At 69.3% G+C, this 18,581-nt stretch carries 13 protein-coding genes; 9 read left to right on the top strand and 4 right to left on the bottom strand.

Features of this window, described 5'->3' with window-relative positions:
• Positions 1 to 11: 11 nt before the first annotated feature.
• Positions 12 to 2,114, bottom strand: a complete 2,103-nt coding sequence (locus AC07DF_RS13315) for a PhoX family protein (protein WP_478970078.1) — start codon at positions 2,112 to 2,114, stop codon at positions 12 to 14.
• A 280-nt stretch (positions 2,115 to 2,394) separates the two neighbouring features.
• Here AC07DF_RS13315 and AC07DF_RS13310 point away from each other — a divergent pair, with 280 nt between their 5' ends.
• The 6 genes from AC07DF_RS13310 to AC07DF_RS13285 all read left to right on the top strand — a co-directional run bounded on the left by AC07DF_RS13310 (position 2,395) and on the right by AC07DF_RS13285 (position 10,832).
• The gene (locus tag AC07DF_RS13310; RefSeq protein ID WP_478970076.1) at positions 2,395 to 4,173 is read left to right on the top strand and encodes a VWA domain-containing protein; all 1,779 of its coding nucleotides are present in this window, start codon (positions 2,395 to 2,397) and stop codon (positions 4,171 to 4,173) included.
• 146 nt (positions 4,174 to 4,319) lie between these two features.
• Positions 4,320 to 6,035, top strand: coding sequence for a methionine--tRNA ligase (gene metG, locus AC07DF_RS13305; RefSeq protein WP_478970075.1), 1,716 nt, complete (start codon positions 4,320 to 4,322; stop codon positions 6,033 to 6,035).
• Positions 6,036 to 6,172: 137 nt separating this feature from the next.
• Positions 6,173 to 6,538 (top strand): PH domain-containing protein, encoded by a 366-nt coding sequence (locus tag AC07DF_RS13300; protein ID WP_478970074.1) that lies wholly within the window; start codon positions 6,173 to 6,175, stop codon positions 6,536 to 6,538.
• A gap of 112 nt (positions 6,539 to 6,650) precedes the next feature.
• Positions 6,651 to 7,136: a hypothetical protein gene (locus AC07DF_RS13295; protein WP_478970073.1), complete on the top strand. Its 486-nt coding sequence runs from the start codon at positions 6,651 to 6,653 to the stop codon at positions 7,134 to 7,136.
• A gap of 9 nt (positions 7,137 to 7,145) precedes the next feature.
• Positions 7,146 to 9,833, top strand: a complete 2,688-nt coding sequence (locus tag AC07DF_RS13290; RefSeq protein ID WP_478970071.1) for an HD domain-containing protein — start codon at positions 7,146 to 7,148, stop codon at positions 9,831 to 9,833.
• Between the two features lie 78 nt (positions 9,834 to 9,911).
• Positions 9,912 to 10,832, top strand: a complete 921-nt coding sequence (locus AC07DF_RS13285) for an RpnC/YadD family protein (protein WP_478970069.1) — start codon at positions 9,912 to 9,914, stop codon at positions 10,830 to 10,832.
• 63 nt (positions 10,833 to 10,895) lie between these two features.
• Here the strand turns inward: AC07DF_RS13285 and AC07DF_RS13280 are convergent, their stop codons facing one another.
• Complete coding sequence (locus AC07DF_RS13280) at positions 10,896 to 12,239, bottom strand: MFS transporter (RefSeq protein ID WP_478970067.1); 1,344 nt, start codon at positions 12,237 to 12,239, stop codon at positions 10,896 to 10,898.
• Between the two features lie 196 nt (positions 12,240 to 12,435).
• On the opposite strand from AC07DF_RS13280, the gene AC07DF_RS13275 reads away from it, so the two are divergent.
• The 3 genes from AC07DF_RS13275 (at position 12,436) to AC07DF_RS13265 (ending at position 15,638) form a co-directional block, all read left to right on the top strand.
• Complete coding sequence (locus AC07DF_RS13275; RefSeq protein WP_354737564.1) at positions 12,436 to 13,440, top strand: FecCD family ABC transporter permease; 1,005 nt, start codon at positions 12,436 to 12,438, stop codon at positions 13,438 to 13,440.
• Positions 13,437 to 14,504, top strand: a complete 1,068-nt coding sequence (locus AC07DF_RS13270) for a FecCD family ABC transporter permease (RefSeq protein ID WP_478970065.1) — start codon at positions 13,437 to 13,439, stop codon at positions 14,502 to 14,504. Before AC07DF_RS13275 ends, AC07DF_RS13270 begins: the two co-directional genes overlap by 4 nt.
• A 90-nt stretch (positions 14,505 to 14,594) precedes the next feature.
• Positions 14,595 to 15,638, top strand: a complete 1,044-nt coding sequence (locus tag AC07DF_RS13265) for an ABC transporter substrate-binding protein (RefSeq protein ID WP_478970063.1) — start codon at positions 14,595 to 14,597, stop codon at positions 15,636 to 15,638.
• 3 nt (positions 15,639 to 15,641) lie between these two features.
• Here the strand turns inward: AC07DF_RS13265 and AC07DF_RS13260 are convergent, their stop codons facing one another.
• The gene (locus AC07DF_RS13260) at positions 15,642 to 16,616 is read right to left on the bottom strand and encodes an intradiol ring-cleavage dioxygenase (RefSeq protein WP_478970061.1); all 975 of its coding nucleotides are present in this window, start codon (positions 16,614 to 16,616) and stop codon (positions 15,642 to 15,644) included.
• Positions 16,617 to 16,733: 117 nt separating this feature from the next.
• Entirely contained in the window at positions 16,734 to 18,497 is a 1,764-nt protein-coding gene (gene aspS / locus AC07DF_RS13255) for an aspartate--tRNA ligase (protein ID WP_478970059.1), read from the bottom strand.
• Positions 18,498 to 18,581: the final 84 nt, after the last annotated feature.

Below are 18,581 nucleotides of genomic sequence, written 5' to 3'. Positions count from 1 at the left end.
CGTACGGCGGCTCAGACGCCGATGTCGCAGCCGTCCGCGCGCCACACGGCCACGACCGCCGGCCGGACGTGCTTCCCGGGCCCGTCGGGCCAGGTGCTGGCCGGCTTCTCCACGGTCGCGCCGTCGATCTCGCCCGGGTGCTGCACGGCGACGAGGACGCGCCGGTCCTGGATGATCGGCCCGCAGGTCTCGGCGCCCTTCGGCACGGTCAGGAACTGCTTGAGCTCACCGCGCCGCTCGCCCCGGGTCGCCACACCGAACAGGCCGTCGTGCGAGCCGAGCTGGGCGCCGTCGGTGGAGAGCCACAGGTTGCCGTAGGGGTCGAAGGCGACGTTGTCCGGGCAGGAGATGGGGCTGACGCCGTCCTTCGGGAACCCGGCGAAGTACGTCGCCGGGTCGTCCGGGTCACCGGCGACCAGGAACAGCGACCAGGCGAACTTCGTGCTCTCCGGCCGGTTCCAGCGCTCGGTGAGCTCCAGCACGTGCCCGTGCTTGTTGGCGTGGCGCGGGTTGGCCTCGTCCGCCTTGGCGTTGGAGCCGACACCGCGGTTGGTGTTGTTCGTCAGGGCGACGTACACCTTGCCGGTCACCGGGTTGGGCTCGATGTCCTCGGGCCGGTCCATCTTGGTGGCGCCCACCTTGTCACCGGCGAGCCGGGTGAAGACGAACACCTCCTCCGCGGTCATCCCGTCGACGTGCGAGACGGCACCCTTCGCGGTGGCGGTGGCCAGCGGAATCCACTGCCCGCTCCCGTCGAACTCACCGTCGCCGGGCAGCTTGCCCGTGCCGTCGATCTCGATGGCGGGGGAGTCACCGGTGAGCTTGGCGACGTACAGCGTCCCCTCGTCGAGCAGCGAGAGGTTGTGCTCACGGACAGCCCGGGAGGTCCCGTGCCTCATCCGCTTGCTGCCGACGAACTTGTAGAAGTAGTCGAACCGCTCGTCGTCACCGGTGTAGACGACGGGCCGGCCGTCCTGCGTGAGCCGCACGGTCGCGGCCTCGTGCTTGAACCGACCGAGCGCGGTGTGCTTGCGGGGCGTCGACTCCGGGTCGTACGGGTCGAACTCGACGACATACCCGAACCGGTGCACCTCGTTCGGCTCCTGGGCGACGTCGAACCGCTTGTCGAACCGCTCCCACTTCCGCTCGCTGGCCCCGGTCCCGATGCCGTACCGCTTGTCGGTGGCCCGGCCGGCGTTGGCGAAGTACTGGTTGAAGTTCTCCTCGCCGTGCAGGGTCGTGCCCCACGGGGTGACACCGCCCGAGCAGTTGTTGAGGGTGCCGAACACCTTGGTGCCGGCCGGGTCCGCGGAGGTCCGCACGAGCTCCGACCCGGCGACGGGCCCGGTCAGCCGGAACTCGGTGGTGACGGTGACACGACGGTTGAGCTGATGCCGGGAGACGGCGGTCAGCTTGCCCGTCTTGCGGTCCCCCTCCACGACCACGGCGGACAGCCCGTGCGCGGCCCAGGCGATCTCGGCCTGCTCACGGGTGGGGTTGGCGGCGTCGTACCCGCGGAACATGAGCACCTCGTCCGTGTACTCATGATTGGCGACGAGAAGCTGCCGGTTCCGCTCCCCGGGCAGCGGCAGCAGGGCGAGAAAGTCGCAGTTGTACCCGAACTGACCGGCCTGGGCCTTGGCGGTCTGCTTCTCCGGGTCGAAGGCGGGCGCCCCACGCAGGATGGGCTCGCCCCAGCGGATCACGACGTTCTGCCCGTAGCCCTCCGGCACGGTCACGGCGTCGGTGGTGTTGGGCGCGACGGGCGCGAAGCGCAGCCCGCGCGCGCCCTTGTGTTTACGCCGGGCGGCAGCGGCGGCGTCCGCTGCGGATGCCGATGCCGGTGCCTGGGCCGGTGCGGCACCGGCAGGCTGCGCCTGCCCGACGCCCACGGCCCCCGCACCCGCGGCGGCCACGGTCACCACGGCCGCGGCCCGCATCATCGACCGGCGGCCGATCGCACCGGCGATCACATCACCGACGTACTCGTTGGAGCTGGTGTTGGGCACCTCGTGGAAGCAGGCGTCACCACACCGGAAACGACAGGTCATGGCGGACCGGCCGCCAGGGTGCGAATCGGACGGCGTTCCGATCAACGGCAGCAGCTTTCGCACTTTGCTCTCTCCTTGGATGCCCTTGGTGTCAGCGTGACCGTAGGAGCACATACGTGCGGGAGCCGGGCGCCAGGATGAACAGCGGGTGAACCTGCGGCAGCCGTACGGCAGTTGCGGCGATTCAGCAGGACGTCATGTCGGCAGGCCGGATGTCCCCCTTGACAGAGGGGGCCTCGCACACCCGACCCTGCCCAAGATCACACGGGAGGGCCGCTAACCTTACGTGTCCGTCCTGGCCAGGGATTGACGGGCTTCAACTCACGCGAAGGGTTGCGCGCACATGGGCATTCTCACTCTCTTGCGGAACGCGTTCGGACGGTCACGCAAGTCACGGACCGCCGAGGCGGAGGGTGCGGCGCGGCCGGCCACGACCACGGAGGAACCGACGGCAACGCCGTCGGACGCCCCCTCGACCCCCCAGGTCCAGGTCCCCGCCCAAGAGCCCCCCACCGCCTCCGGAGAACGCCACACCCCCTCCCCCACCGCAAGCGTCCCCGAGCCCCGCACGTCCTCCCCCAACGAGCACGACCTGGTCTCCGCGGCCTTCGACAACGTGGCGGCGGTGCCTCGTCCGACGCGTTCTTCGGAGACGGACGGGGCGGAGTCGCCGGTCGCCGAGGAACCGACGGCGGTTGCCGAGGAGCCGACGGTCGCGGAGAAGGCTGGGGTCGTGGAACCGACGGTGGCCGAGGAGCCGACGGTCGTCGAGAAACCGGCGGTTGCGGCGGAGCCCGAGATCGCCGAGGAACCGGCGGTTGCGGCGGAGCCCGAGGCCGCGAAGGAGCCCGAGGCCGCGAAGGAGCCCGAGGCCGCCGAGAAGCCCGAGGCCGCCGAGAAGCCGGTCGTTGCGGAGGCCGAGGAGAAGGCGACGGTCGTCGAGGAACCGGCGGTTGCGGCGGAGCCCGAGATCGCCGAGAAGCCGGTCGTTGTGGAAGAGGCGGCTGCTGCTGATGAGGCGGAAGCCGCTGCGCCGGCCGCTGCCGAGACGCCGCCGGCTGTCGAGCCCGAGACAGCTCCGGAAGAGGCGAAGCCGGAGGCGAGCGAAGCGGCCGAGGCCGAGCCCGAGGCCGCCACTGACACCGAGGCAGCCGCCGAGCCCGAGGCGGTGTCCGACGCGAAGACGGAGGACAAGCCCGAGCCCGCCGCGGCACAGCCGGAGCCGGAACTGAAGCCGGAGCCGGAAGCGGAGCCGAAGGCGGCAGCGGAGCCGAAGGCGGCAGCGGAGGCGCCCGCGCAGCCGGAGGCCGACGCACCCGCACCCGCCGACGGCGAATCCGCCCCACAGGGGCCACCCGCACCCGACAACGAAGGCGGCACGGGTGGTGCGGGTGGGAACGACACGGCCGAAGGCGAAGCCGAGGCCGAGGCCGAGACGGAAGAGGCCGACGCCCCCAAGCCCGCCCTCACCCTCACCCAGCTGAAGACCCGCGCCCCCAGCCTGGCCACCGCCTACAAGGCCGCCACCACCACCCTCAAGCAGCACAACCTCACCGGCACCCGAGCCAAGGTCTACCTCGTCCTCGACCGTTCCGCCTCCATGCGCCCGTACTACAAGGACGGCTCCGCCCAGGCCCTCGCCGAGCAGACCCTCGCCCTCGCCGCCCACCTCGACCCCGAGGCCACGGTCCAGGTCGTCTTCTTCTCCACCGAACTCGACGGAACCGGCGAGATCACCCTCACCGACCACGAGAACAAGATCGACACCCTGCACGCGAGCCTCGGCCGCATGGGCCGCACCAGCTACCACGCCGCGGTCGAAGCAGTCCTCGCCCACCACGGCAAGGAAGCGGCACCCGGCACCCCCGCCCTGGTGATCTTCCAGACGGACGGCGCCCCCGACGCCAAGACCCCCGCCACCCAGGCCCTCACCGACGCGGCCAAGTCCCACCCCAGCGTCTTCTTCTCCTTCGTCGCCTTCGGAGACCCGGAGAACAAGGCCTTCGACTACCTCCGCAAGCTCAAGACCCCCAACACGTCCCACTTCCTCGCCGGCGAAACCCCCCGCGAGCTCACGGACAAGGAGCTCTACGAGGGCGTACTGGCGAACTGGCGCCCGTAACCCCCGGCACCTCCCACGCCGCCCGCTTCCCACCCCGCAAAAGGGGAGGCGGGCGGCGTACCCATGTCAGCTACGATTTCAAGGTTCCGTAGACGACCGAGACCACGAGATCGTCACCCCACGTAGCGACTTGGGAGCAGCCCGCGATGGCTCGACACCTCATCACCAGCGCCCTTCCGTACATCAACGGGATCAAGCACCTGGGCAACATGGTGGGGTCCATGCTCCCGGCGGACGTGTACTCCCGGTACCTCCGCCAGCGCGGCCACGAGGTCCTCTACATCTGCGCCACGGACGAGCACGGCACCCCCGCCGAACTGGCCGCCAAGGAGCAGGGCATCCCGGTCGACGAGTTCTGCGCCCAGGCCCACGACCAGCAGAGGGCGATCTACGACGGCTTCGGCTTGGCCTTCGACTACTTCGGCCGCAGCTCCTCCCCGCAGAACCACGAGATCACCCAAGAGATCGCCCGCGAGCTGAAGGCGAACGGCTTCATCGAGGAGCGGGCGATCCGCCAGGTGTACTCGATCACCGACGGCCGCTTCCTCCCCGACCGCTACATCATCGGCACCTGCCCCCACTGCGGCTACGACAAGGCCCGCGGCGACCAGTGCGAGAACTGCACGCGCGTCCTGGACCCGACGGACCTGATCGACGCGCGCTCGGCGATCAGCGGCAGCAGCGACCTGGAGGTCCGCGAGACCAAGCACCTGTTCCTCCTCCAGTCGGTCCTGGCCGGCGAGGTGGAGGCATGGGTCGACGAGCGCGCCGACAACTGGCCCGTCCTCGCCTCCTCCATCGCCCGCAAGTGGCTCACCGAGGGCCTGCACGACCGTGCGATCACCCGCGACCTGGACTGGGGCGTCCCCGTTCCGGCCGACACCTGGCCGGACCTGGCCGCCGAGGGCAAGGTCTTCTACGTCTGGTTCGACGCCCCGATCGAGTACATCGGCTCGACGAAGGAGTGGGCGGACCAGGACCCGGAGAACCGTGACTGGCGCTCCTGGTGGTGGGAGTCGGACGCGGACGTCCACTACACGCAGTTCATGGGCAAGGACAACGTCCCCTTCCACAGCGTGATGTTCCCGGCGACCCTCCTGGGCACCCGCGCCCCGTGGAAGAAGGTCGACGTCATCAAGGCCTTCAACTGGCTGAACTACTACGGCGGCAAGTTCTCGACGTCGCAGCGCCGAGGCGTCTTCACACACGACGCCCTCGAAATCCTGCCCGCCGACTACTGGCGCTACTTCATGATGGCCAACGCCCCGGAGTCGGACGACTCGTCCTTCACCTGGGAGCACTTCACGGCCACCGTGAACAAGGACCTGGCCGACACCCTCGGCAACTTCGTCAACCGCGTTCTGTCCTTCTCCAAGAAGCGCTTCGGCGAGGAGGTCCCGGCAGGCGCCGAGCCCGGCGAGGCGGAGACGAAGCTGGGCGAGGAGATCGCCCGCCTGCTCGCCGAGTACGAGTCGCAGATGGAGGCCATCCAGTTCCGCAAGGCCGCGGCCGCGCTGCGCGCCCTGTGGTCGGCGGGCAACTCCTACCTGGAGGAGAAGGCTCCCTGGCTGGAGATCAAGACCAACCCGGAGGGCGCCGCGCTCACCCTCCGTACGGCGATGAATCTGATCCACCTCTACGCCGTGGTCTCCGAGCCGTTCATCCCGACGTCGGCGAAGACGATGCGCGAGGCGTTCTCCCTGGAGAACGACACCGCGACCTGGGTCAGCGGGGAAGAGGCCAAGTCCCTGGCCTCGGTCCCCGCCGGAACACCGTTCACCATCCCGCCGGTCCTGTTCGCCAAGCTCACGGACGAGGACCTGGAGTCGTACAAGGAACGCTTCGGCGGCGAGAGCGAGTAGGCCAAGGTGTAACGGGCGTAACACGCTCGCTACAGCGCGGGGCCCGGGAGAACGAGAACCTTCTCCCGGGCCCCGCGCTTTGCGAAGATCGCACGAGGACGGCCACCCGGCCGCCGCCACTCACCACGGGGGTTTTCATGGCACTCTTCGGCAACGCGCACACCGTAGACCCGGCATCGGCCCAGCAGGACTACGCCCGCCTCCTCGGCCACGGCGAACAGGTCCACGCCGCGTTCCTGCTGATCCGCGACACCATCCTCTTCACCGACCGCCGCCTGATCCTGATCGACAAGCAGGGCATCACCGGCAAGAAGGTCGAGTACCACTCCGTCCCCTACCGCAGCATCAGCCACTTCGCGGTCGAAACGGCCGGCACCTTCGACCTCGACGCCGAACTGAAAATCTGGCTCTCCGGCTCCCAGCTCCCGATCCAGAAGACCTTCACCAAGGGCGTCGACATCTACGAGGTCCAGGCGATCCTGACCCAGTTCGTCGCACGCTAGAGGCGCAACGTCAGCCGACCACTGGCCCCACCCTCTGATCGCCCATCACACTGGGTGGACGAACGGGCCTTGGGTATACCTTCGCTGACAACGGGTCAGACGGGTGGGGGCGATGGCGGAACCAGGGGAAACACGGCCGGAAGCGATCACTGTCCGCAATGATTTTGCGCTGGAGCGCTACCGGTACGTCCTGCAGCAGATCCATGCCGTGAACGAGAACGCCCACCGGTTCCTCGCTATCTACCAGACGCTCGCCACCGCACTCGTCACCGCGGCGCTCGCCCTCTTCGTCGGATATCGCAAGTGGGACCTGGCGCCGGCCACCGCTCGCGGCGGCGTCATCGGCCTGCTGACGCTGGTCACGATGGTCGCCGCGTTCACCGGCACACTCATCGTGGTGGGCGCGCTCGCCTGGCTCGACTACCGCAACGAGGAGTGCGAAATCACCGACGAGGTCGTCGGGCCCGGGTTTCGCAAGCGCCCTCGTCCCGGCAACTTCCTGCGCTGGTACGAGACGTATGTGCTGCTCTTCATTCTCGTATCGGTGATCACCATGTGGGTGCTCGCCGCGCTGTTCCTCCTGCCCGCTATGAGGTGATCACTCCCGGTGCCCGAGCACGACTACACCAGCACGTCTCTGTGGCAGAGCGCCCTCGCCGGGCGCCCGGGCCCCGACGCCCACGCCGATCAGCGCGAACGACTGCGCACGTCGTACGCGGAGCTGCGAAAGAAGGCCGCCGTCCTCCTGGAGGAGAACGCGCGCAGCATGCCGGACTTCACGGTGCACGACATCAGCCACGTGGACGCACTGTGGGAGACGGCCGACCTGGTCTGCGGTACCGAAGTGACACTGAATCCCGCCGAGGCGTATGTGCTGGGCTGCGCCTTCGTGCTGCACGATGCGGCGATGGGGGCAGCCGCGTACGGGACGACCGTGCCCGAGGCGCTCGGTGAGAAGCGGTGGCGCGATCTCGTCTCGGTGGCCTACTACCACCGGGAGGGCTGCTGGCCCGACCGCGAGGAGCTGGACGCTCCGCCCCCCGAGATCGCGGACGCCTGCCTGGCTACGGCGATCCGCGACACACACGCGGAGCAGGCCAAGCGGCTGGTGGACCAGCCCTGGCGGTCCAGTACGGGCAATGAGATCTTCCTCATCGAGGGTGTGCAGTTGCGAGAGGTGTACGGCCCGCTGGTCGGCGAGTTGGCGGCCAGCCACTGGTGGCCCGTGGACCGGCTCGCTCGGGAGTTCCCCCACACGATCGGTTCCCTGCCCTGGCAACCCAGCGAGTGGACCATCGACTCGCTCAAGCTGGCCTGCGTCCTGCGACTCGCCGACGCGACGCAGGTCGACAGCAGGCGTGCTCCTGGCTTCCTGTTCTCGCTGCGCAGGCCGCAGGGCCTCTCCCGAGAGCACTGGCGGTTTCAGGAGCACATCGCCCGGCCCTACCGGAACGGCGACCGGGTCACCTACAGCTCGCTGCGCCCCTTTCCCCCGCAGGACGCCACCTCCTGGTGGCTGGCCCTGGAGTACCTGCGCGGCATCGACCGCGAGCTGAAGGCCGTCGATGCCCTCCTGCATGACCTCGGCCGGAACAGGCTCGCGGCGCGGGCGGTCGCCGGCGTGGACTCCCCGGAGCGCTTCGCGGAACTCTTCCGCGTACAGAGCTGGCGCCCCATCGATGCGACCGTCAAGGTCTCCGACGTCCCGGCCCTGGTCGGCACGCTGGGCGGGCAGCAGCTGTACGGTGACGTGCCCGAGGTCGCGGTCCGGGAGCTGATCCAGAACGCGCAGGACGCGGTGCTGGCCCGCCAGACACTGCAGCCCGGCTTCCCGGGCGGACGCGTGGAGATCCGTCTGACCGGGACCGACGGTTCCTGGTACCTGGAGGTCCGTGACAACGGCACCGGCATGGACGAGGAGACGCTGGTCCATGGGCTGCTCGACTTCGGCACCAGCGGCTGGAGCTCCACCAGCCTGCGCAACCGGCTCCCGGGGCTGGCCGACGGAGGCTTCCAGCCCAGCGGCCGCTTCGGCATCGGATTCTTCTCCGTCTTCCTCCTCGGCGATCAGGTGGAACTGATCACCCGCCGCTACGACGCCTCGCTCACGGACGCTCGACGCCTCACCTTCGACGGACCCTCCAGCCGCCCCCTGCTCACGCCCTTCACCGGACAGGGCTGGGTACCGGAGGGCACGACCGTGCGCGTGCGGCTCAGGAAGAGCCCCTACGAGCTCCAGGGCCTGTTCAGCCGCACCGACGACGAACGGCTCGCCCAGCTCGCCCAGCGCCTGGTCCTGGAGAACGCGGTGCCCGTGCACACATGGGAGCCCGGGGCGGCCGAACCCGAGATCCTCGCGCCGTTCTCCCTGGCTACCGGGTCAGCTGACGAGGTATTCGACCGCCTTTACCCGCCCCAGGCTCTGAGGTGGCGCACCGGAGAGGAGAAGCTGCGCCTCCAGATGCGCGACGATTTCGTCAGCAGGGCCACCGAGCTGCTGAACGACAAGGGACGGCGCATCGGGCTCGCCATGCTCTGGAACAACATGCACTTCCAGGGCCGACGCGACTTCTGGGGCACCGTCACAGTCAACGGCTTTCTCGCCGACACCTCGGTCTCCTTCGCCGGCTACCTCGCCGGACAGCCCAGCCGGGCCTCACGGGACAAGGCCGCGCTGATCGCCACCAAGGACCAGGTGCGGCAGTGGATGCGTACCCAGGAACAACGGCTGCGCGACACCGGTCACTTCGGGGACCCACTCCAGCTGGAACTGGCCTACACGCTGCACAACGCCTTCAACCCGCTGGCCGACGACATAGCCTTCGCGCTGACGGCACAGGGCGTGCTGCGCCTGGCCGACGTGCCCGAGTGGGCCGCCGGGCGCAGCGAGATCTTCCTCGCCTTCGGCTGGCCCGTCACCTGGCGGACCCGTCCGCCGGAGCTCTACCACCACCTCTCCGGAAAGCGGGTTCAGGTCCCCGACAACTGGATCTTCATCTACCAGCTCGTCTCCACCCCACCTCTGTCACAGGTCTTCCCGGCCGCCGCCAACCGGGACCCCGCGTACGAGTTCGCCCGCGACCACACCACACCTACCTGGCAGAAACAGTGGTGGCGCAATTCAGGCGACCTGTACGGCCTCTTCATCCGCTCCCTGTGCGAGGCGTGGTCCTGCACGGTCGAGTCCCTGCTGGCACCCGTCGAACAGCGCGACTGGTCGGACAGCATCCACTTGGAGGACGAATCACTCGGCCCCGTTTCCGGCTACCTTCTCCACCGCCCACCCAGCCCATGAACGTTTTTGCGACTCTCGAAAGAGTGAACGCAGTCCGTTTCGCGGGATCCACTGATCTCGTCGATCTAGCTTGCGCCCATGGTCACATCAACCCATGAGACCTCCCACCGGATTTTCCAGGACCATCCGGAGGTTCTCACCCCAGTCTTCGAGGCGTTAGGACTACCGGCGCCCGCGAAGGCGATCGTCGAGGCGCTCACGCCCGACGCAACCGAGATCAAGCCGCTTGAGCGCCGTGTGGACACGGTGCTCAAGGTCGAGCCGTCCGAGGGGGACGGCTTCCTCATCGCGATCGAGGCCCAGACCTCCCGGGTCCCCGGCAAGGGGACCAGCTGGGCCTACTACGTGGCATACCTGCACGCGAAATTCGGCATGCCCGTACTACTGGTCGCTGTCTGCAAGCACCGGCCGACCGCGACTTGGGCGGCCGGCCCCTTCGAGTGCCGTGTCGGCACATGGACGACCCAGAGCACCCGCCCTTTCGTGCTGGGACCCGACAACGTACCGGAGATCACCGACGAGTCCGCTGTCGCCCGGCAACCGGCCCTGGCCACGCTTTCGGCCATCGTGCATAGCGGAAGCCGGAATGCCCCCGCCATACTCGGCATGGTGGCCCGCGGCATGCGGACGCTCGACAAGGCAACAGCGAAATACTGGTGCGAATGGCTTGAAGTCGGGCTGGAGGACACTCCGGTCCGGGACACCTGGAGAGAGCTGGAGAAGATGGTCGCCACTTACTTCCCGGGCAGGGGAACGCTCTTCGAGGAGACGTTCCTGGAGGGCAAGGCGGAAGGCAAAGCCGAGGGCAAGGCCGAAGGTAGGGCGGAAGGCAAAGCCGAAGCCATCCTCCAGGTGCTGGACAAACGCACCGTCCCCGTCTCCGAAGCCACCCGCCACCGCATCACCACCTGCACCGACCTCGACACCCTCACTCTCTGGTTCGACCGCTCCCTGACGGCCGGCACAGCGGAGGACCTGTTCGCCGACGACGCGGCCTGACGGACAGGACAACGCAAGGGACGCCCGGGGTACCCACACCCGGGCGCCTCCACGTCTCTGCACTCAGCTCACTGCCGCCTCCCCCTTCACCCCCGCACGACCGCCCGAGCCCGTCTGGGACCCCCGGTTCGTATGCCGAACGAACGCCACCCCCACCACCGCCAGAATCGACGCCGCCGACAGCGTGTACAGCCCCCCGTTCGTACTCCCCGTCGTGTCCTTGAGGTATCCGAACAGCGTCGGCGACACGAAACCCCCGAGGTTCCCGAGGGAGTTGACCAGGGCCAGCCCCGGTGCCGCGATCTTCAGGTCGAGACCCGACTGGGCCATCGGCCAGAACAGGGTCGCCGCGCACTTGCCGCCCACCGCAGCCAGCGTGAGGGCGACGAGGCCGAACCAGGGGGAGCCGAGCGTGGCGAGGAAGGTGCCGGTGGCCGAGAGCACCAGCGCGATCGCCAGGAAGGGACGGCGGTCCGGCGCCCGGTCCGTGAAGTGGCTCATCGTGTACATCGCGATGACGGCGCAGATCCACGGGATCGCCGACAGCAGCCCGATCTGGAAGGGCGACAGTCCGCCGATCTCCTCCACCAGACTCGGCAGCCAGAACGTGATCGCGTAGCCGGTGAGCGCCATCGCGAAGAAGACCGCCGTCAGGACCGCCACCTGCGGGTGGAAGATCAGCTTCATCCGCGACACGGACGGGGCACGGTCCCGCGCCTCCCTGTCCCGGGCCACCGCCTCGCTCAGCGCGTCCTTCTCCTCCTGCGTGAGCCACTTGGCGTCCTGGATCCGGGAGACGAGGAAGAACCCGGCGATGAAGCCGACCAGGATGGAGAAGGCTCCCTCCAGGGCGAACATCCAGCGCCAGCCGGCGATGCCGCCCGCACCGTGCAGTTCCAGCAGCGCGCCCGTGATCGGGCCGGTCACGATGTACGCCGTCGCCGAGCCGCCCAGGAAGATCGCACTGGCCCGGCCCCGGCTGGAGTCCGGCAGCCACTGGGTGAAGTACAGGAGCACACCGGGGAAGAAGCCGGCCTCCGCGACACCGAGCAGGAAGCGCAGCGAGTAGAACATCCACACGTTGTGGATGAAGCACATCGCCACGATCACAGCGCCCCAGGTGATCATGATCCGGGTCAGCCAGACCCGGGCGCCGAACCGCTCCAGCCACATGTTGCTCGGCACCTCGAACAGCGCGTACCCGATGAAGAACAGGCCCGCTCCGAGCCCGTAGGCCGTGGCGCTCACTCCGACGTCGGCCCGCAGCTCGTCCTGGACGAAGCCCACGTTCGTCCGGTCCATCTGGTTGACCAGCAGCATCAGGACCAGGATCGGCAGCATGCGGCGCAGGAATTTGCCTACCGCACGCTGCTCGGCCTCGGGTATGGCTGCCACAGCTTCTGACATCGTTGTCTCCCCTGCCGACATGCGCGTATGTGAACAGCAATCACGTAGGCGGGAACTTTACGGAGGGCTTACTTCCGGGTCAATGGGTTGACAGATCTTCATATATATGAACGCTCGTCGATCAAGCGCGCCACACCGCTTACGCTGGTGCCGCCTCGGCCGAACCCCGCGCCAGGCGGTTCCCTGGAGAAGGTGCATGTCAGCAGTCACTCGCCGGCGCATCGGCTGGACGGCCGCAGCCCTGCTCCTGTTGCTCCTCGCCGTCCTGCTGAGCCTCGCCGTCGGCAGCCGCCCGGTCGCCCCGGGCGCCGTCTGGGACGCCCTGGTGCACGGCGGGCAGAGCGAGAACGCGCAGGTCGTACGATCCCTGCGGGTGCCGCGGACGGTCATCGGCGTGCTGGTGGGCGCCGCGCTCGCCGTTGCCGGAACGGTTCTGCAGGGCATCACGCGCAACCCCATCGCCGAACCCGGCATCCTCGGCATCAGCCAGGGAGCCTCGGTCGGCGTCGTCTGCGCCATCACCTTCTTCGGTGTGCACACGCTCACCGGCTACGTCTGGTACGCCTTCGCAGGCGCGGGACTCGCGGCCGTCGCCATCTACGCCGTCGCGGGCAGCGGTCGCGGCGGCGCCTCGCCGGTGAAGCTGGCGCTGGCGGGCGCGGCGATGAACGCCTTCCTCGCCTCCGTCGTCTCCGGCATCGTCACGACCGACGCCCGCGCCCTGGACGAGTTCCGGTTCTGGGACGTCGGCTCGGTCAGCGGGCGGGACCTGTCGATCGCGGGGCAGGTCTGGCCCTTCCTGGCCGTCGGGCTGCTGCTGGCGTTCGCCCTGGCCCGGGGCCTGGACGCGCTCGCCCTCGGCGACGACGTCGCGCGCGGCCTCGGCCGGAACGTGCCGCTGCTGCGCGCGACCGGCGCCCTGTCCGCGACCCTGCTGACCGGTGCGGGGGTCGCCGCCGCGGGCCCGATCGCCTTCACCGGCCTCGCCGTCCCGCACATCGCCCGTGCCCTGACCGGCCCCGCGCACCGCTGGCTGCTGCCGCTCGCCGCCCTGCTCGGGCCGGTGATGCTGCTGCTCGCGGACGTCCTCGGCCGGATCGTCGTACGCCCCTCGGAGGTGCCGGTGGCCGTGATGACCGCCCTGGCCGGTGTGCCGTTCCTGGTCGTCCTGGTGCGGCGGAAGGCGGTGCCCGCCGTATGACGCGGACCGTGGAGTCACCAGCCCCCGTGACCGCCCGCCCCGCGGGGTACGCCGCGCTGCGCGCCGGACGGTTCAGTGTGCTGCTGCACCGCAGGGCCGCCGTGGTGGCCGTCGCGCTGGCCGTGCTGCTGGCGGTGGCCGTGGTCGCCTCGCTGTGCCTGGGCCAGTCGTACGTCTCCCCGGGCGAGGTCGTCCGGGTGCTGCTGGGGCTGCCCAGCCCGGACGAGCTGGTGGTGGGCACCCTGCGACTGCCGCGGCTGGTGACCGGGCTGCTGGTGGGCGCCGCGTTCGGCCTGGCCGGCGGGCTGATCCAGACCGTCGCCCGCAATCCCCTCGCCAGCCCCGACGTCATCGGCGTGACGCACGGGGCCGGCGCGGCCACGGTCGCCGCGATGACCTACGGCGTCACCTCGTACGCGGTGCTGCCGTACGTGTCGGTGGCCGGCGGGCTCGCCGCGGCGCTGCTGGTCTATCTGCTGGCCTGGCGCGGCGGCCTGCACGCCAACCGTTTCGTGCTCATCGGCATCGGCATCTCCGTGGCGCTGGCCTCCCTCACCCGGCTGTTCGTGACCAAGGGGGACTACCTGGTCGCCCAGCAGGCGAAAGTGTGGCTGACCGGTTCCCTCAACGGCCGCGGCTACGACCAGGCAGCGCCGCTCGCCACGATCCTGCTGCTGCTCGTGCCCTTCCTGGTGTGGGCGGCCCGGGCCCAGCGCGGCGCGGACTTCGGCGACGACACGGCCGTCGCCCTCGGGATCCGGCTCGGCCGGGTGCGGCTCGGGCTCAGCGCCCTCGGCGTCGTGCTCGCGTCCGCGGCCACCGCCGCGGCCGGGCCGGTGGACTTCGTGGCGCTGCTCGCTCCGCAGATCGCGCGCCGGATCACCCGCACCCCGCACATCCCGCCGGTGTGCTCGGCCCTCACGGGCGCGCTGATCGTCGTGGTCGCCGACCTGCTGGCCCGCAGGCTGTTCGCCCCGCTGGAGCTGCCGGTCGGCGTGTTCACGGCCGCCGTCGGAGCGCCGTATCTGATGTGGCTGATCGTCAGGAGCCGGGCCCAAAGGTGACCGGATCCACACAGTCCGGATACATCCGGCTCACAGGGTTCGCTTAAAGTAAGGCTCGCCTAAGTTCCACCGAGGTTCAGGAGTCCCCCCATGTCCGTCAGAAGCCGCGGCGCCACCGCTGTCGCTCTCGCCCTCGCCGCCGCGCTCTCCCTGACGGCCTGCGGCGGCTCCTCCGGTGAGGAACCCTCCGGGAAGGCCTCCGCCGGGGCCGGCGACAAGAAGGCGGTCGCCCAGGGCGGCAAGGAGTTCACGGACGCCGCGAAGAAGACCGCGGCCATGGGTACGGACGCGAAGCCCGGGCAGTGGCCCCGCGCCGTCAAGCACGCCATGGGCGAGACCGAGATCAAGGCCCAGCCCAAGCGGGTCGTCGTCCTCGACGTCGGCGAGCTCGACAACGTCGTCTCCCTCGGCATCAAGCCGGTCGGCCTCGCCCCCACCGAGGGCTCCCCCGAACTCCCGTCGTACCTGAAGAGCAAGGCGGGCAAGCCCGAGAACATCGGCACCATCAACAACCTCAACCTCGAGGCCATCGCCGCGCTCAAGCCCGACCTGATCCTCGGCAGCCAGCTGCGCGCCGCCGACAAGTACGACGAGCTGTCGCAGATCGCCCCGACCGTCTTCTCCCTGCGCCCCGGCTTCACCTGGAAGGAGAACTACCTCCTCAACGCCGCCGCCCTGGACAAGACGGCCGAGGCCAAGGCCGAGCTCGCCGCCTACGACGAGAAGATCGACGCCCTGGACAAGAAGCTCGGCGCGAAGAAGCCGACCGTCTCCATGGTCCGCTTCATGCCGGACGGCGTGATCCGCCTGTACGCCAAGGCCTCGTTCATCGGCACTATTTTGAAGGACGCCGGCATCCCGCGGCCGAAGAACCAGGACATCAACGATCTCGCCGCCGAGGTCAGCGCCGAGAACATCGACCAGGCCGACGCCGACTACATCTTCACCGGCGTCTACGGCGACCCCAAGGCCACCGACAAGTCCAAGGCCCAGGGCAATCCGCTGTGGAAGAACCTGAAGGCGGTCAAGTCCGGGCACGCCCACGACGTCCCGGACGAGACCTGGTACCTCGGTCTCGGTGTGATGGCGGCCGAGAAGGTCGTCGCCGACCTGGACCGCCACCTCACCGCGTAGGAGCTACGCCGCCGAGGCCGACGCCGACGCGCCCGGCTGGACCGAGCCGTCCGTGCCGTCGTGCGTCGCCTCGGGGTCGACACCCATGGTGAGGGTGGCGACCACACCCTGGGCGATGGCGCCCTTCTTGTACTTCAGCTTCAGCAGACCGCCCTCGGTGCCGTTGCCCGGGTAGATGGTGTCCTCGTCGAGGGTGGTGCGGGTCGTGGTGTTGGTGGAGTACGGCTCGACCTCGGCGGAGGCCAGCACGGACTCCTCGTCGAAGAAGAGCTGGCCGGTGTGGCAGGTGGTGCCGCCCTCGTAACCGGCTTCGGTCCAGGTGCCGTTGACGTGCACCTTGGTGTGGATGTGCACACAGCGTCCCTGGTACCAGCCGGGGAAAACCGTGCGGAACTCGACGAAGCCCCGTTTGTCCGTCCGCCAGGTGCCGCGCAGATAGCGCTCGTCGTCGGTGGGCTCCTGGTGGCCCCCGCCTCCGCCGCCCCCGTCCGGCGGCGGACCCGTGGGGGTACCGGTCGGCGTCCCGGAGGGGGTACCGGAAGGCGGCGTACCACCCCCGCCGCCCCCGCCGCCGCTGCCCATGTCCTCGTAACCCGAGTACACGCCCAGCGCGTTGCAGTGCCAGATGTCGACGGCGGCGTTCGCCAGGGGCTTGCAGGTCTCGGAGTCGATCACCTTCAGGCGCAGGGTGAGCGGGATGCCCTCCTGGTCCTCGGTGACATCCCGGCGAAGCTTGTCCGCGTCGATGTAGTAGGGGCCCTCGGTGGTCTCGGAGGTCAGCTTGTAGCAGACCTCGCCGGCACTCGCGGCGGCCTTCGCCCCCTTGGCGGCCTTCGGCTCCTCCCCGGCGAAGGCGCCCGCCGCGAACGTGCCGCCGACGCCCGCCGCCACCACCGCGCCGGCGCCCGCGGCGACGACCTTACGGCGTGTCAGATCCCGTTTGTGTTTCGGCCCTGGGGCCGTTTCCTGTCCCGTCATGGGAAGGGAAGCTAGGGAGCACGCCTGTCAGGAGCCTGGGTAAGAGCTGGGTGAGAGCCCTGGGTACGAAAGTGGCTCGGAACCGACGCCGGTTCCGAGCCACTCACATCCGTACGCCTACTTCGGCTGCGGCTTGCGCACCGACAGGTGCAGCTCCCTCAGCCGCGCCTCCTCCAGCTCCGTCGGCGCGCCCATCATCAGGTCCTGGGCGTTGCCGTTGAGCGGGAAGGAGATGGTCTCGCGGATGTTCGGCTCATCGGCGAGCAGCATGACGATGCGGTCGACGCCCGGGGCGATGCCGCCGTGCGGCGGGGCGCCGAAGCGCAGGGCGCGCAGCATGCCGGCGAACTTCTCCTCGACGGTCTCCCGGTCGTACCCGGCGATCTCGAAGGCCTTGAGCATGATCTCGGGCTCGTGGTTCCGGATCGCGCCGGAGGACAGCTCGACGCCGTTGCAGACGATGTCGTACTGCCAGCCCAGGACGTCCAGCGGGTCCTGGGTCTCCAGGGCCTCCAGACCGCCCTGCGGCATCGAGAAGGGGTTGTGCGAGAAGTCGATCGCGCCGGTCTCCTCGTCCTTCTCGTACATCGGGAAGTCGACGATCCAGCAGAAGCGGAAGACGTTCTCCTCGAAGTGCCCGGCACGCTTGGCAGCCTCGACCCGCACCGCGCCCATGATCTTCGAGACCTCGTCGAACTCGCCCGCGCCGAAGAACACGGCGTGACCGGCGGCCAGGGACAGGCGCTTGGTCAGCTCGGCGACGTTCTCCTCGGTGAGGAACTTCGCGATCGGGCCGGACAGCGAGCCGTCCTCGGCGACACGGACCCAGGCCAGGCCCTTGGCGCCCTGCGAGACGGCGTAGTCACCGAGCTGGTCGAAGAACTTGCGGGGCTGCGCCGAGACGTCCGGCACGGGCAGGGCGCGCACGTGCTTGCCGGCGAACGCCTTGAACTCCGAGCCCTCGAAGATGTCGGTGATGTCGACGAGCTCGAGCTGCGCGCGCAGGTCCGGCTTGTCGGAGCCGTACTTGAGCATCGCCTCGCGGAACGGGATCCGCGGGAACGGCGAGGTGACGTGGCGTCCGCCGCCGAACTCCTCGAACAGCTCGGTCATCAGCTTCTCGACCGGCTGGAAGACGTCCTCCTGCTCGACGAAGCTCATCTCGATGTCGAGCTGGTAGAACTCGCCCGGCGAGCGGTCGGCGCGCGCGTCCTCGTCGCGGAAGCAGGGCGCGATCTGGAAGTAGCGGTCGAAGCCGGAGATCATCAGCAGCTGCTTGAACTGCTGGGGCGCCTGGGGAAGGGCGTAGAACTTGCCCGCGTGCAGACGGGACGGGACGACGAAGTCGCGGGCGCCCTCGGGGGAGGTGGCCGACAGGATCGGCGTCGCCATCTCGTTGAAGCCCAGCGCCGTCATCTTGTGCCGGATCGCCGAGATGACGGCCGTGCGCAGCATGATGTTGCGGTGCATGCGCTCGCGGCGCAGGTCCAGGAAGCGGTACTCCAGGCGCCGCTCCTCGTTGACCCCGTCCTCGGCGTTGATGGTGAAGGGCAGCGGAGCGGCCGCGCCGAGCAGCTCGACGTCGCCGACCTCGACCTCGACCTCACCGGTCGGCAGCTCGGGGTTGATGTTCTCGGCGCCGCGGGAGACGACCTTGCCGTCGATGCGGACGGTCGACTCCTTGGAGAGCTTGTCGAGAGCCTCGTAGGAGGGGGTGCCGGGACGGGCGACGAGCTGCGTGATGCCGTAGTGGTCGCGCAGATCGATGAAGAGGATGCCGCCCAGGTCGCGCCGATTGTGCAGCCAGCCACTCAGCCGGACGTCGGTGCCGACGTCAGAGGAGCGGAGCTCGCCGCAGGTGTGGGACCTGTACCGATGCATCGTCGTTCATCCAGTCTTCGCTGATCGGGGTCTGTGTTTCACGTGAAACTGGTCCCCAGCGTACCGGGCACGGCAAGATCGGCT

The organism is Streptomyces sp. NPDC044719, from assembly GCF_056433405.1.
This window is presented reverse-complemented; position numbering and strand designations above follow the sequence as displayed.